Below are 14,680 nucleotides of genomic sequence, written 5' to 3'. Positions count from 1 at the left end.
CAAAAACCGACTCGCCAGGGCAAAAAAAAATCGCTCTGAATCAGAGCGATTTAAAAAGTGTTGAACGATGCATACTAGCAACTTGGTGACCCATAGGGGAATCGAACCCCTGTTTCAACCGTGAAAGGGTCGTGTCCTAACCGCTAGACGAATGGGCCGACTGGTCTCCTACTTCGCTGCTTTTTTAGCACTTTCTTTCACTTTTTCGTTCCCGTTTCCGTTAACGTGGTGCAAATATGCAGGGTTGATTTTTATAATCCAAATTCACAGAGAAAATAAAATAAACATATTTTCCACCGATCTCATTATCAATGGATTCAAAACAAAACTTTTTTTTCTACTGACATGGTATAGTGCAAAATTCGATGATATTTATAAATTTGAGTAAACCTAATTCTTTTAACACCACCGGCCGATCTATGACTAGATTTCTTTATTGTCTTTTCTTTTTGCTTTCCTACTCACTAGCGCAAGCGCAAAATCCCACGCCTGATCAATACCTGGGCTATCCACTCGGATCCAAATTCACTTACCATCATCAGATCGTGGATTACATCAAGGTTCTCCAAAAGCAGAATCCGGATCGGGTGAAGATCATTCAATATGGCTCTACCAATGAGGGAAGGCCGCTTATTACTGCTTTTATATCGTCGGCGGAGAACATCACCAACCTGGAAACCATCCGTACCAACCACCTGAAAAGCATTAAAATGCTGGACGGGAAAGCCGATGGCAAGGTTCCTCCTATTGTTTGGCTGAGCTACAACGTACATGGTAACGAGGCAGTTTCTGCGAATTCGAGTATGAAAGTTGCTTATGAACTACTTAACAAAGACAATGCGTTAACGCAGGGCATATTGAAAAACACGGTGGTCATTCTGGATCCGTGCCAGAATCCGGATGGATACGACAGATATACACAATGGTATAACCGTTATCAGAATGCTGTTCCGGATGTGACGCCGTTTGCGCTTGAACACGACGAACCATGGCCAGGCGGACGTTTCAACCACTATCTTTTTGACCTGAACCGTGACTGGGCGTGGCAAACACAAAAGGAAACCAAAGCAAGAATTGCACTTTACAACCAGTGGATGCCACATTTGCATGCTGATTTCCACGAAATGGGTTCCAACAGAAGTTACTACTTCCCTCCTGCTGCCAAGCCATTTCACAAGGATATTACCTCGTGGCAGCGTGAATTCAATGAACTTGTAGGCGAAAACTGCCGTCGGTACTTTGACAAAAACAACTGGGCATATTTCACCCGTTACAATTACGATTTGTTTTACCCAAGTTACGGCGATACATGGCCTTCGTTCAACGGGGCTATCGGCATTACGTACGAACAAGCAGGTGGCGGCGCTGCCGGGCTCGCAATTGAGCGCAAAAGGGAAAAAGATACGCTGACGCTGGTGAGCCGTATCGACCACCATTTTGCGACAAGTCTGGCCACGCTGGAAGCGGTTTCATCCCGTCAGGAGCGTATTGTGAGTGAATTTATCAAATTCCATGAGGACGCTGCTGTCAATCCGATCGGTCAGTACAAAACCTATATCATCAAAACAAAAGGCAACGAGGAGCGCGTACGGGCATTTACAGAATGGATGACCAACCAGGGTTTCCAATACGGTCAGGCCGGAAAAGCAATTACTGCCAAAGGCACGGAACTGAGCAATTCTTCCGATCAGTCGGTAAAAATTGAAAGCAACGATTTGCTGATCTCGGCTTATCAGCCTAAATCAAACCTGGTTAGGGTGCTTTTTGAAACAAAACCTGTGCTGGAAGATTCTGTAACGTACGACCTTACAAGTTGGGGAATTTCTTATTTGTTTGGTTTGAAAACGTACGGTTTCAAAGAAAAACTGTCTCCTGCGCCATATCAGGCAACTCCTGTTGACAATAAAATACCAACCGCTACGCCTTACGCATATCTGGCAAGATGGGCTGATGTGGAAGATGCCGTGTTCCTTGCCGAACTTTTGAAGAAAAATGTGCTTGTAAGAAGTTCGAATGTTCCTTTTGAAATGGACAAGGTAAGCTATGATGCAGGTACGCTCGTAATTACCAAAAAGGGCAACAACAATGTGGATTTCGATAAAGTGATTACTACCCTCGCCAACAAACACCACGTGCAGCTCACTCCAGTTCAAACCGGTTTTGTTACCTCAGGTGCTGATTTCGGTTCAGAATTTGTTCCGGCAATTAAATCTCCAAAAATTGTGACCGTTGCCGGTCCAGGTGTTTCCGCCACTTCGTTTGGTGCGGTATGGCATTATTTCGAACAGCAAATTCAATACCCAATGACGCTTGTTGATCCGGGAAAATTAGCAGGCTTGCCTTGGAGCGAGATAGATGTGCTTATACTTCCTGCGGGGAGATATTCAGGAATTTTGAATGACAAAGTTCTGGATCAGATTCAGGATTGGGTAAAAAAAGGCGGAAAGCTGATTGCCATGGAAGGAGCCAACGAGGCTTTGGTAAATAAAGCGGGGTTTGGTTTAACCAAAAAATCGACTGACAAAGGAAAAGAACCTGATGTTTTCAAAAAGTACGGCGATCAGGAACGTGTTGAAACCAGCGATTCTTCTCCGGGCAGTATGTACAACGTAACTTTCGACAGAACCCATCCGATATCATTCGGCTTGAAACAGGATTACTATACGCTGGTAAGGGACGCGTATGACGTTGAACTGCTTAAAGATGGCTGGAATGTGGGTTACCTTGGAGAGAAAGGATATGTGGCAGGATTTGTCGGACAAAAAATGACCAGCAAACTTAAAAACACTTTGATTTTCGGTGCGCAGGAAATGGGAAGAGGCCAGGTAATTTACATGCTTGACGATCCGTTGTTCCGTGGCATGCTTTACGATGGTAAGATACTGTTTGCCAATGCGATATTCAGATAATCAAAATAACTGATTGCAATTACAGAAAGTCTGTTTACAAGGTTTCATTAGCCTGTAAACAGACTTTTTTTTATAAAAAATAACGAACAGCCAGTTCGTATCCCTTTAATCCTAAACCACAGATCATACCTTTACTACGGCTCGTGAGATAGCTATGGTGACGGAATGATTCTCTTGCATGTATATTCGAAATATGCACTTCTACGGCAGGAGTAGTGACGGCCGACAACGCATCTGCCAGAGCGATGGACGTATGGGTAAGTCCGCCGGCGTTGATGATGATTCCATCAAAACTGAATCCGGTTTCATGTATTTTATCAATTAAAGCACCTTCGTGATTCGACTGATAATATTGCAGATCCACCTCCGGAAAGAGTGCTTTTAGTTTTTCAAAATAATCTTCAAAAGACTCGTTTCCATATACTCCGGGCTCTCTTTTACCCAAGAGATTCAGATTCGGACCGTTCAGAATTAATATTTTTTTCATGTTTTAATGCTTTTGGCTGCGGGGAAAATGTGGTTTCTAAGCTGTTTGCAAAACCCCGCCCAATGCAAATGATTCGCTTTTCCTGTCTAATATTGCAGTTCAGGAAAAAACAGCTCATTGATCATGTGGCAAAGCTACATCAAACATTTTAAAAATTATCTGCGCCTGGAAAGGTCATTTTCTGACAATTCTGTTCAGGCCTATGTTCGTGATATTGAGAAACTGGCTGAATACCTCGAAATAGCGGGCATTAGCGTTTCCCCCAAAGACATCAGAGAAGAGCACCTTCTTGCTTTCCTGAAATACATTGCAGAGTTGGGACTAGCTGCGCATTCGCAAGCCCGGATGCTATCTGGAATCAAGGCATTCTACAAATATCTGATTTTGGAAAATGAAATTCAGCAGGATCCCACCGAGCTGATCGACGCTCCTCGCCTACCCCGAAAACTTCCTGATGTGCTGTCTTATGAGGATATAGAACAAATTATCTCCGCCATAGACCACTCCACACCCGAAGGTACCCGGAATCGGGCGATGATCGAAGTACTTTACAGCACCGGTTTGCGTGTTTCCGAACTTGTCAATTTGCAGCTTACCAATTGTCATTTCGATATTGGTTTTATAAGAGTACTGGGAAAAGGCGATAAGGTTCGGCTTGTTCCTATTGGCAAGGATGCGATTAAATACACCGAACTCTATCTGGAACATGTAAGGAAAGGGATGTTTGTACAGAAGGAAAGTGAAGACATCGTTTTCCTTAACCGAAGAGGAAAGCAGCTTACCCGTGTCATGATCTTCCTGATCATTAAAGATGCGGCAGAAATTGCAGGAATACATAAAAATGTGAGTCCGCACACATTCCGGCATTCATTTGCGACGCATCTGGTAGAAGGCGGCGCCAGCCTCCGGGCTGTGCAGGAAATGCTTGGACACGAGTCCATTACCACCACAGAAATATACACCCATCTTGACCGCGATTATCTGAGGCAGGTAATTACAGAGTTTCATCCGAGGGGGTAGATTTCACTTCACCTCTTCCAGCAAAGAATCCAGTTTGAGTGAGTCCGAATCTGGCAGTGCTCCAGGTAAGGCTCGTTTTAGCTGCTTGGGTTTGTTCCAGGGTGCAGTGGTTCGGCTCGACATGTCGTAGCTGATGTATGCAAACAATGTTACAAATGCCAAAAAGACAACGATGAAAATTTTGCGGTTTCTATTCGAATTATTCATTCCTTTCCTGCGCCTCCTTTGCATCTTTTGGTGTAGTATATGAAACCAGTTTCGCCGTTTTTGCAGAAACTTCTTCCCATTTTAAATTTTCGAATTCAAGTATCGCAATACTCCCCTTTTTCATGGAACCAATATCGCTGCCCGAAAGATATTCGCCAAAATAGGTAATATCCGGGTTGTGCCCGAACAACACCAGTTTATCGGTTTCATCGGGTGTGGTATTTACAGCTCCAAGGTAAGCCCTCGGGCCTCCATCGTAAAGAGAGCTGTTCAGAACAATATCCGAAATATTGATATGAAGCTGATCGGCTACAATTTCTGCTGTTTTATAGGCACGAGCCGCCGTGCTGGTTACAAAACGATCAGGTATTATACTTTTCCCTGCCAGCCACTTACCCATGATCGCCGCCTCCGACAGACCCTTACTCACCAATTGTCTATCAAAATCCTTTACACGAAAATTGTCCTCCTCGGCCGAAGCATGGCGAACCAGAATAAGTGTCTTTTTCATCTTTTATATTTTAAAGATCGATTACGGAAAGGTTATGGCTGAAAGCCTGAGCACAAATATACTTGAAAAGATATTTGACCACTTAATACACCGAAAATACCTTTTGACATTAATTGTACACCTAACTGGGACAATTAATCATTAATTTTGTTGACAAGGAATCATAGAACTTTCAAATCAAAGGTTTAATATAATATGTTACAGTTCTTTAAATACGTACTCGCCACATTGGTTGGCTTGTTTGTTTTCTTCATCGGATCCATCTTCCTGTTGGCAGGAATCGGAGCTATGTTTTCTTCGGACGACAAGGTTGTTGTTTCTGAGAAATCGGTTCTTAAGCTGGATCTGAACAAACCGATACAGGAAGTTGGCGTTGAAAATCCTTTTTCGGGTATAGGCGGACCTTTTTCGGGAGAAGAAAATATCGTTGGTCTTAAAGACATCGTGGATGCGCTGAAAAGTGCCCAAACCGATGATAAAATTCAGGGTATTTACCTTAAAACAGAAGGACCAAACGCAGGATGGGCTACACTGGAAGAGATTAGAAATCAACTAACTGAATTCAAAAAATCTAAAAAATTCGTTGTCGCTTACGGCGAGACATTTACTGAAAAAGGATACTACATTGCTTCTGTTGCCGACAAAATTTATTTGAATCCGGCCGGTGGAATGGAATGGAATGGTCTTTCGGCGGAATACAGCTTCTTTAAAGGTACGTTTGATAAACTCGGTGTAAAACCTGAGATCTTCCGTGTAGGTGAATTTAAAAGTGCAATTGAGATGTTTGTACGCCCTGATATGAGCGAAGCGAGCAAAAAGCAATCTTTGGAACTGATTACGGCGATTAATGATCACTATCTGCAAAAAATATCAGCTTCAAGAGGTATTCCTGCCGCTACGCTAAAAGGCCTTGCAGATTCACTTGCAGTTGAAAATCCGGAATCAGCTCTTAAAAATAAACTGGTTACCAACCTGGGCTACTGGGATGAATTTGAAAATAGCATTAAATCCACGCTGAAAACTGATGCTAAAAAGGATGTTTCCTATGTTGGTGTAGACAAATATCTAAAAAGCACGAATACATCAGGAGAGGGTGATTTCAATACACGTATTGCGGTTTTGGTTGCTGAGGGAGAGATCAACAGTGGTGATGGCGGCGACGGAGCAATCGGATCGGATAAGTTTGTAAAAGAACTGAAAAAGCTTCGTGACAACGATAAAATCAAAGCGATTGTGCTCCGTATCAATTCTCCAGGGGGAAGTGCTCTTGCATCGGATGTGATGTGGAGAGAGATCCTGATCACTGCCAAAACGAAACCTGTAATTGCCTCTATGTCGGACGTTGCCGCATCTGGTGGTTATTACATGGCAATGGGTTGTGACAAAATTGTTGCTCAACCTAACACCATTACCGGTTCAATCGGCATATTCGGTCTGGTTTTCAACGTCACAGATTTCATGAATAACAAACTGGGCGTGACATTTGATGGTGTGGGTACAAGTCCGCATGCCGACTGGCCAACTGCGACACGTGATATGACTGACTTCGAGAAATCGATGATCCAGAAAAGCGTGAACGAAGGCTATGAGAAATTCACTTCGAAAGCAGCAGCCGGAAGAAAAATGCCTGTTGAAAAACTTAAAAGCCTGGCTCAGGGACGTGTTTGGTCTGGTGTAGAAGCCAAAGCAAACGGTCTCGTGGATGCACTGGGCGGTGTGAATGATGCTGTGAAACTTGCAGCAACTGCTGCCAAACTGAAAGACGGCGATTACCGGGTGCGTTACTACCCTGAAAAGAAAAAGCCATTGGAGGAAATGCTAGCCAAAATAATGGGTGACGAGGAAGACAAGGCAATGGCAAGGAACTTCGGAGAAATGGCCACTTATGCCAAAATGTATAAAAAACTGATGAACATGGGCGGAATGCAAACGCGTATGCCTTTTGAGATGGTTATTAAGTAGGGAGTTAGAGGAGTAGGAAGTTATAGTAGTTAAGAAGTTATAGTAGTTAAGAAATTAGAAATTGACAGGTAGTTTAGAGGAGTAAGGAGTTAAGCGAGTTATTTTATTTCTTCATATATAATAGAAAAATCCCTCTTGCGAGATGCAAGGGGGATTTTTCGTTTGTGATGATATCCATTTATGAAACCAATTTACCGGTTTTCTCGTCAATTTCTCTTCTTACGATCAGTACTGCATGTTTATTGGGTGCGATGGCAACTCCGTCCAAAGCAGCATACACTTTGGTAAACTCAGCGCCGAAATATAGAATAATGGAAGAATAGTAAACCCATGTTAGCAGGATTACGATGGAAGCAGATGTTCCGTACGTTGCTCCAAGATCTGCCTGACCAATGTAAAAACTGATTACAAACTTACCGATCAGGAATAGGACAGCAGTGAAGGTTGCACCTACGATACATTCTTTCCACCTCAAATAACCATCGGGAAGCACTTTAAAAATGACTGTAAACAAGGCCGTAATGATACCAAGCAGTAAAGCCATGTTTAAAATATAGAAAAGCACCACGGAAGCCTCTGAAAAGATCTGTTCAAGTCGTGAGCTTAATAATTCTACCAATGCATTAACGCCAAGTGAAACCATCAATAGAAAACCAAGAGTCAGAATGATAGAGAATGACAACAGCCTGTTTTTTAAATATTGTAACCAACCTTTTTTCGGTTTCGATTTAATAGACCAGATAAAATTGATAGAATCCTGAATCTCCGCAAAAACTCCAGTAGCACCAATCAACAACGTTCCGACACCAATAGCAGCCGCTACACCTGACTTATTCGACATTTCTGCATTTTTCAATATCTCTTGTAATTGCTGAGCCGCATTGGCTCCTACAAGTGTTGTGATTTGCCCAAACAATTCAGCTTGGATATTCCCATTGGAATAGAAAAAATTCAAAACCGAAATGATAACCAACAACATGGGAGCCAGCGAGAAAATCGTGTAATAAGACAGCGCCGCACTCAGTTTGAGTCCATTGTCGTCCATGAATGCACTAAAACTGTCTTTAAGCAAAGTGAAGGATAGCTTAATTGTTTTCATGTCTTAACTTTAAATTGATAGTAATCTTGCTTTGGGTAAGGCTAGATATAATCATGCCAAAATGATGTAAATCATTCAATTTTGCAGTTTTTAGGCAACATCTCCTGCTTTTTTTAAACATGACTCAAAAAAATAAGGAATGGGTTTTGGCTCCATTCCTTATCCATAAATCTTTTAAGCAACTCCTTTTACAACAGTAATCCAGCCAAAGTCGCTGACATGTAAGAAGCCAATGTGCCGCAAATCAATGCTTTAAAACCCAGACGTGCCAAATCTGCACGGCGGGATGGAGCAAGTTCGCCAATACCTCCTACCTGAATAGCAATAGAGCTAAAATTGGCAAAACCACATAATGCAAAGCTTGTGATTACAATTGTTTTGTGATCCAGAGTATCTTTCATTTTTACCATATCCAGATAGGCAACAAACTCGTTGATCACCATTTTGGTACCCATCAAAGAACCAGCAGCTTCTACATCTTTTCCCGGAACACCCATTGCCCACGCAAAAATGGAGAACACTTTACCCAGCAAAAAATTAAAACTCAGCTGTGGAAAAGCAAAAACACCACCGATTAAACCTAACAAATAATCAAGCAAGGCCACAAGAGCGATAAAGCCGATTAACATTGCAATCACGTTGAAGCCTACTTTGAGACCTTCACTCGCACCTGCGGCGATGGCGTCAAGTAAATTGGCGTGTGTTTTCGTAATTTCCAGCTTCACTGCACCTTTTGTGTTGGATTGTTCCGTTTCAGGAAATACGATTTTGGATATTACCAATGCTCCCGGAGCAGCCATCAAACTTGCAGCAATCAGATAGGGTGCCGGTACACCAAGTGAAATATAAACGGCCATTACACCGCCGGCGATACAGGCGAAGCTACCAGTCATAGAAGCCATGAGCTCCGAATTGGTCATATTTTTCAGATATGGCTTGATCATGATCTGCGCCTCTACCTGACCAACAAATGTACTGGCTACGTTCGAAACCGCTTCGGCACCGCTTACTCCCATAAGCCAATATACGCCGCGGGCAATAACTGATACAATTCGCTGCATGATACCCAAATGGTAGAGCATGTTAACCAAAACGGCTACAAAAATGATTGTTGGAATAACTTTAAAAAAGAATACAAAATCGTTACCGGGACCGAATGCACGTTGCATCAGTTCAGGACGAACTAGTGTTCCAAAAACGAAATCAGCTCCTTTGTCCGAAAACCCCAAAAGCTTCTGAACTTTCTCCCCAAGCCATTGAAAAATGGCTTGTCCGATATCTGTACGAAGAATGAAAACAGCCAAACCAAACTGGAGACCCAGCCCGACCCCAACGGTTCGGTAATTTATAGCTTTACGATTATTGGACATTGCGTATGCAATTCCTAAAATTAATGCAATACCAATCAGACCAGTAAATCTCTCCATGTGTAATAAGTTGATGCTGTTTTTCCAGGCTGCAAAATAACAACAAATTAATTGTTACCAGCACAGGGAATTACAAGGAGTTGTAAATAAGGCGACCGTACATACGTTTTTACCGGATTTGGCCCATACTTTCACAATAGGGCTTACTTGCACATGCCGTCAGGGATGGAAAGGATGGATCAATTTTCAAAATAAAAAGCAGAAGCCCCGGATGGACCTCTGCCTGTGTAATACTTGAATAGTAATTCTATTTTGTGTTTTCTGCCTGTCTATGGACGATCTTCCACTCATTGCCTTCTTTCCTACAAAGGATAGTCACCTGAAGATCAACTGGCTTTTCACCACTTCTCCTGTAATGCTCGGTTTGAAGCAAACAGGCCAGATCGGTCCCGACCTGGGTAGTAATGTTTTCAAACGAATATTCATTGGCTGCCATCGTTGCCTTGTTGCCCAGATTAACAGAAACAGTCTCCCATTCTTTCTCACGGGTTTCGTGGATGGCAACTGTTGTCCCCTCTGCCTTTGACCAAAGCGCTTTCAAAGGTTCTGGATTTCCGGATACAAGTTCCTGATTCGCCTTGTGTAAACGATCTGTAAACTCCTCAAAGCTTGTGTCTTTCTTAGCAGGCAAACTTTTAGCTTGTGACGACGCAACTGGCTTCTCCATTGCCTGCGCTTTTGATTCGTAAGTTTTGGCTCTGTACTTAAATGACGAAGCGAGTAAAATCAATAAAATAAAAACTGATATTTTCCTATTCATGGCCTTGAGAATGATATGTAATCTTTATTGTTGAGAGGGTTACAAATATCTAACGTTTAATATTAAGAAAATAGCGTATAATTACCTGATTTTTAATGCACGTATATATCTTTCGCTAAATCTTTACTTAAACGACAAATTCTAAAGAAAGTAACAGGGAACATTTAAGTATCACAGCCACAAAAACTAAAATTTTACTCCAACACCTTCATAATCAAGGGTAAAAAAAATTACCAATTTTTACAAAAATCAGCAACCGGATAAAAAAGAGCCCCAAATCTTTCGATTTGAGGCTAAAATCAGGGAGTGTCTATTTGGTTAGTATCCCAAAACCGGAGACAACCATTTTTCTATTTCTTCCAAAGGCATATTCTTTCTTCTCGCATAGTCCTCAACCTGATCTTTAAATATCTTCCCAACCGGGAAATATCGGCTGTCCTGGTGAGAGAAATACCAACCACTTACGCTACTTGCCGGGTACATAGCATAACTCTCTGTAAGGGTAATGCCCAATTTTTCAGCGTCCAGCATGTCAAACAACATACGCTTTTCAGTATGATCCGGACAGGCTGGATATCCCGGAGCCGGACGAATTCCCTTGTAAGCTTCTTTAATGAGTTCTTCATTGCTAAATTCCTCTTCTTTTGAATATCCCCAAATTTCTTTTCTTACCCGTTCGTGCATTAATTCAGTTAATGCCTCAACAAGCCTGTCGGCCAAAGCTTTCACCATGATGCTGTTGTAATCGTCGTGGTCTTTTTCGTAACGATCCAACAATTCTTCAATGCCAATTCCCGCAGTAACTGCGAATGCTCCGATGTAGTCGGTATGTCCGGTTTCAAGAGGAGCCACAAAATCTGACAAACAGTAATTTGGCAAATTAGCAGCTTTCTGGCTCTGCTGACGCAGGTGATGCAACACAACAGCAGTATCGTTCACAAGTTCACCCGCATTCAAATTAGCTTCTGCCGACTGGCTAAGCTTGTATTCCAAATGCTGTTGTGAACCATGTCCTTCATTTCCTGCGCCAGGCTGTTCTTCATAATGGTGTATGACGATGTCATCATGAATAGAGTTTGCAGGCCAGAAACCGATCACAGCTTTTGCTTTCAAACTTTTGTCACGAATTATCTCTCCCAATAATACGGCAGCATCTTCGAACAAACGTGACGCTTCCTCCCCTACTACCTTGTCTTCGAATATCTTGGGATATTTTCCGTGCAGCTGCCAGGTTTGGAAGAAAGGTGTCCAGTCAATGTATTTCGCTATATCCGAAAGATCGTAATCGTCGTATACGCGGGTTCCCAGAAACTCTGGTCTCCTTGCTGTAAAGTTACTCCAGTCTATTTTAGCCTTATTGTCACGAGCTTTATCTATAGCTACATGCGCTTTTTCTCCGCCTCTTTTTGCATGATCTTCACGCAGTTTGGCATATTCTATTTTAATATCCGATAATACCTGAGCCTGGCTGGCATCACTCTGAATCAGTTTTCCTGCAACGGGTACAGAACGTGATGCATCCAATACGTGAATTACAGCTCCCGAATAATTAGGGTCAATTTTAACGGCGGTATGAATGCGTGAGGTTGTTGCTCCGCCAATGAGCAACGGCATTTTGAACTGACGTCTTTCCATTTCCTTTGCAACCCCAACCATTTCATCCAATGAAGGCGTAATCAAACCGGATAGACCAATGATATCTACATTGTGTTCAATAGCTGCCGCCAGAATCTTATCTGTCGGAACCATCACACCCAAATCGATAATCTCATAATTATTACAGCCAAGCACCACCGCCACAATATTTTTACCAATATCATGCACGTCTCCTTTCACAGTCGCCAATAAAATTTTCCCTGCTGACGAAGATCCTTCCTGTTTTTCTGCTTCAATATATGGTTGAAGGAATGCAACAGCCTTCTTCATTACCCTGGCCGATTTTACAACCTGGGGCAAGAACATTTTCCCTGCTCCAAATAAATCACCAACGACACTCATTCCGTCCATCAGTGGTCCTTCGATAATTTCGAGTGGTCTTGTGAACATCGGCAGGCATTCTGCAACATCTTCTTCTATATAATCGGCATTACCCTTTACAAGTGCGTGACTGATACGCTCCGTCACAGGCAACGTTCTCCACGTCAGATCAGGGCCACTCGCTACTTTTCCTTTGTCCTTGATGGTTTCAGCAAAAGTGATCAGCCTGTCTGTTGCATCCGGACGGCGGTTCAACAATACGTCTTCAACCAATTCCAGTGTCTCCTTCGGAATTTCATCATATATACCCAGCTGACCGGCGTTCACAATCCCCATATCCATACCAGCTTTCACAGCGTGGTACAAAAATGCAGTATGTATCGCTTCGCGAACAAGCTCATTTCCTCTGAAACTGAAAGAAACGTTGGATACACCACCCGAAACTTTTGCGTGCGGCAGGTTTTCCTTTATCCAGCGTGTTGCATTTATGAAATCGACAGCATAGTTGTTATGCTCGTCCATCCCTGTTGCAACGGTAAGGATGTTTGGGTCAAAAATAATATCCTGAGGCGGGAAACCTACTTCATCCACCAGTATGCGATATGCACGGCTACATATTTCAATACGACGTTGGTAATTGTCAGCCTGTCCGGTTTCGTCGAAAGCCATAATAACCGCAGCAGCGCCGTAACGCAATACGTTTCTCGCCGACTCTTTGAATTTTTCTTCACCCTCTTTCAGGGATATTGAGTTCACAATGGCTTTACCCTGCACACATTTCAACCCAGCCTCAATTACTTCCCACTTGGACGAATCAATCATAAGGGGTACGCGTGAAATATCCGGTTCTGCTGCGATAAGATTTAAGAAGGTTTTCATCGCTTCAACTCCGTCGATCATCCCTTCATCCACGTTCACATCGATCACCTGCGCTCCGTTTTCCACCTGGTCGCGGGCAACAGATAATGCCGCATCATAATCACCGGAACGAATCAGACGCGCAAACATTTTTGATCCTGAAACATTACACCTTTCACCAATATTGACATAATTCGTCATTTTGGTAATGTCCATCGGTTCCAAACCTGAAAGTTTCAGGATAGGCTCCTTTTCCGGAATTACGCGTGGTTTATATTTTCCTGCTATATCAGCAATGGATCTGATGTGATCCGGCGTTGTTCCGCAGCATCCACCTATTATATTAATCAGATTGTCTCTCAAAAATCCATCAATCACCTCACCCATTTGCTCAGGCGATTCGTCGTATTCGCCCATTTCATTGGGTAAACCTGCATTGGGGTGAGCCGAAGTAAAAAATGGAGAATTATCTGCCAAAATCTGAACATAAGGACGCATCAGATCCGCTCCAAGTGCGCAGTTCAACCCTACTGAAAGCAGCGGCAAGTGCGAAATGGAAGTCAGAAACGCTTCGGTTGTTTGTCCGGATAGCGTCCGTCCTGATGCATCCGTAATTGTTCCGGAAACCATAATTGGCAAAGCTTCCCCTTCCGCTACTCTCCATGAAGGCAGTCTTTCAACCTTCCCTTCTTTTGCATCCGAGAAAAACTTATCAATAGCAAATAGAGCTGCTTTGGCGTTCAGCGTGTCAAAAACAGTTTCAACAAGCAGAATATCGCTACCTCCGTCGGTCAGTCCTTTGATCTGCTCATAATAAGCATCCACCAGCTGATCGAAACTTACAGCTCTGTAACCCGGATTGTTTACGTCCGGAGATAAGGAAGCCGTTCTGTTGGTTGGTCCCATTGAACCCGCAACAAACCTTGGCTTATCCGGATTTTTTTCAGTGAATTCATCTGCAACTTCACGTGCCAACCGAGCCGATTCGAAGTTCAGTTCATATACGAGTTCTTCCATTCCGTAATCCGCCATCGCAATGGTGGTTCCAGAAAAAGTGTTTGTTTCTGCTATATCTGCACCGGCTTCAAAGTAAGCAGCGTGAATTTCTTTAATTACATCTGGCCTGGTCAGAGAAAGCAAATCGTTATTTCCCTTCACATCGTGAGCCCAGTCTTTAAAGCGCTCTCCGCTGTAATCGTGATCTTCTAGTTTGTAGCGTTGTATCATCGTTCCCATAGCACCATCAAGTACCAGGATTCGACTTTTCAAAATTTCACGAATATCATTTTGCTTTGTAGCTACCATTATATCAATTTCCGTTAGTTCAATGTGAATAAATGCGTTAGAATCTTTTGCCGCACTTTTCTGAGAATACAAATTTAGCTCAATAGATGTTTTGTTCAATAAAATCAAAAAAATCAGATTATTGATCTACATAATCGTTTACTTTTACATAATTTATC

10 protein-coding genes and 1 tRNA gene are annotated in these 14,680 nt (G+C 42.7%); 3 read left to right on the top strand and 8 right to left on the bottom strand.

The window, feature by feature from the left end; all coding sequences use genetic code 11:
- Positions 1-83 precede the first annotated feature (83 nt).
- A tRNA-Glu gene (locus LZG71_RS27675) sits at positions 84-158 on the bottom strand.
- 261 nt (positions 159-419) lie between these two features.
- On the opposite strand from LZG71_RS27675, the gene LZG71_RS27670 reads away from it, so the two are divergent.
- The gene (locus LZG71_RS27670) at positions 420-2,909 is read left to right on the top strand and encodes a M14 metallopeptidase family protein (protein ID WP_233825982.1); all 2,490 of its coding nucleotides are present in this window, start codon (positions 420-422) and stop codon (positions 2,907-2,909) included.
- A gap of 70 nt (positions 2,910-2,979) precedes the next feature.
- Here LZG71_RS27670 and aroQ read toward each other — a convergent pair whose 3' ends face one another.
- On the bottom strand, positions 2,980-3,396 hold the full coding sequence (gene aroQ / locus LZG71_RS27665) for a type II 3-dehydroquinate dehydratase (protein WP_233825980.1): 417 nt from the start codon (positions 3,394-3,396) through the stop codon (positions 2,980-2,982).
- A 123-nt stretch (positions 3,397-3,519) separates the two neighbouring features.
- On the opposite strand from aroQ, the gene xerD reads away from it, so the two are divergent.
- Positions 3,520-4,416 (top strand): site-specific tyrosine recombinase XerD, encoded by an 897-nt coding sequence (xerD, locus tag LZG71_RS27660; protein WP_233825978.1) that lies wholly within the window; start codon positions 3,520-3,522, stop codon positions 4,414-4,416.
- Between the two features lie 3 nt (positions 4,417-4,419).
- Here the strand turns inward: xerD and LZG71_RS27655 are convergent, their stop codons facing one another.
- Complete coding sequence (locus LZG71_RS27655) at positions 4,420-4,578, bottom strand: hypothetical protein (RefSeq protein WP_310587794.1); 159 nt, start codon at positions 4,576-4,578, stop codon at positions 4,420-4,422.
- Positions 4,579-4,615: 37 nt separating this feature from the next.
- Positions 4,616-5,134 carry a histidine phosphatase family protein gene (locus LZG71_RS27650; RefSeq protein WP_233825975.1) on the bottom strand — a complete coding sequence of 173 codons (519 nt, stop codon included), beginning with the start codon at positions 5,132-5,134 and terminating at the stop codon, positions 4,616-4,618.
- A 195-nt stretch (positions 5,135-5,329) separates the two neighbouring features.
- On the opposite strand from LZG71_RS27650, the gene sppA reads away from it, so the two are divergent.
- The gene (sppA, locus tag LZG71_RS27645) at positions 5,330-7,096 is read left to right on the top strand and encodes a signal peptide peptidase SppA (protein ID WP_233825974.1); all 1,767 of its coding nucleotides are present in this window, start codon (positions 5,330-5,332) and stop codon (positions 7,094-7,096) included.
- A gap of 178 nt (positions 7,097-7,274) precedes the next feature.
- On the opposite strand, the gene LZG71_RS27640 is transcribed toward sppA, so the two are convergent.
- The 4 genes from LZG71_RS27640 to metH form a co-directional block, all read right to left on the bottom strand.
- A complete protein-coding gene (locus LZG71_RS27640; RefSeq protein WP_233825973.1) occupies positions 7,275-8,195 on the bottom strand; it encodes a YihY/virulence factor BrkB family protein in 921 nt (306 codons plus the stop codon).
- Positions 8,196-8,383: 188 nt separating this feature from the next.
- Positions 8,384-9,622 (bottom strand): NupC/NupG family nucleoside CNT transporter, encoded by a 1,239-nt coding sequence (locus LZG71_RS27635; RefSeq protein WP_233825972.1) that lies wholly within the window; start codon positions 9,620-9,622, stop codon positions 8,384-8,386.
- A gap of 247 nt (positions 9,623-9,869) precedes the next feature.
- Positions 9,870-10,382, bottom strand: a complete 513-nt coding sequence (locus LZG71_RS27630; RefSeq protein ID WP_233825971.1) for a hypothetical protein — start codon at positions 10,380-10,382, stop codon at positions 9,870-9,872.
- A gap of 318 nt (positions 10,383-10,700) precedes the next feature.
- Positions 10,701-14,522 (bottom strand): methionine synthase, encoded by a 3,822-nt coding sequence (gene metH / locus LZG71_RS27625; protein WP_233825992.1) that lies wholly within the window; start codon positions 14,520-14,522, stop codon positions 10,701-10,703.
- Between the last annotated feature and the right edge of the window lie 158 nt (positions 14,523-14,680).

This window comes from Dyadobacter sp. CY312 (assembly GCF_021390535.1).
In the GTDB taxonomy this organism is placed as follows: Bacteria; Bacteroidota; Bacteroidia; order Cytophagales; family Spirosomataceae; genus Dyadobacter.
This window is presented reverse-complemented; position numbering and strand designations above follow the sequence as displayed.

Coding starts and splice junctions, on each gene's coding strand:
- LZG71_RS27670 (WP_233825982.1), top strand. CDS start 420: ATGACTAGATTTCTTTATTGTCTTTTCTTTTTGCTTTCCTACTCACTA.
- aroQ (WP_233825980.1), bottom strand. CDS start 3,396: ATGAAAAAAATATTAATTCTGAACGGTCCGAATCTGAATCTCTTGGGT.
- xerD (WP_233825978.1), top strand. CDS start 3,520: ATGTGGCAAAGCTACATCAAACATTTTAAAAATTATCTGCGCCTGGAA.
- LZG71_RS27650 (WP_233825975.1), bottom strand. CDS start 5,134: ATGAAAAAGACACTTATTCTGGTTCGCCATGCTTCGGCCGAGGAGGAC.
- sppA (WP_233825974.1), top strand. CDS start 5,330: ATGTTACAGTTCTTTAAATACGTACTCGCCACATTGGTTGGCTTGTTT.
- LZG71_RS27640 (WP_233825973.1), bottom strand. CDS start 8,195: ATGAAAACAATTAAGCTATCCTTCACTTTGCTTAAAGACAGTTTTAGT.
- LZG71_RS27635 (WP_233825972.1), bottom strand. CDS start 9,622: ATGGAGAGATTTACTGGTCTGATTGGTATTGCATTAATTTTAGGAATT.
- LZG71_RS27630 (WP_233825971.1), bottom strand. CDS start 10,382: ATGAATAGGAAAATATCAGTTTTTATTTTATTGATTTTACTCGCTTCG.
- metH (WP_233825992.1), bottom strand. CDS start 14,522: ATGGTAGCTACAAAGCAAAATGATATTCGTGAAATTTTGAAAAGTCGA.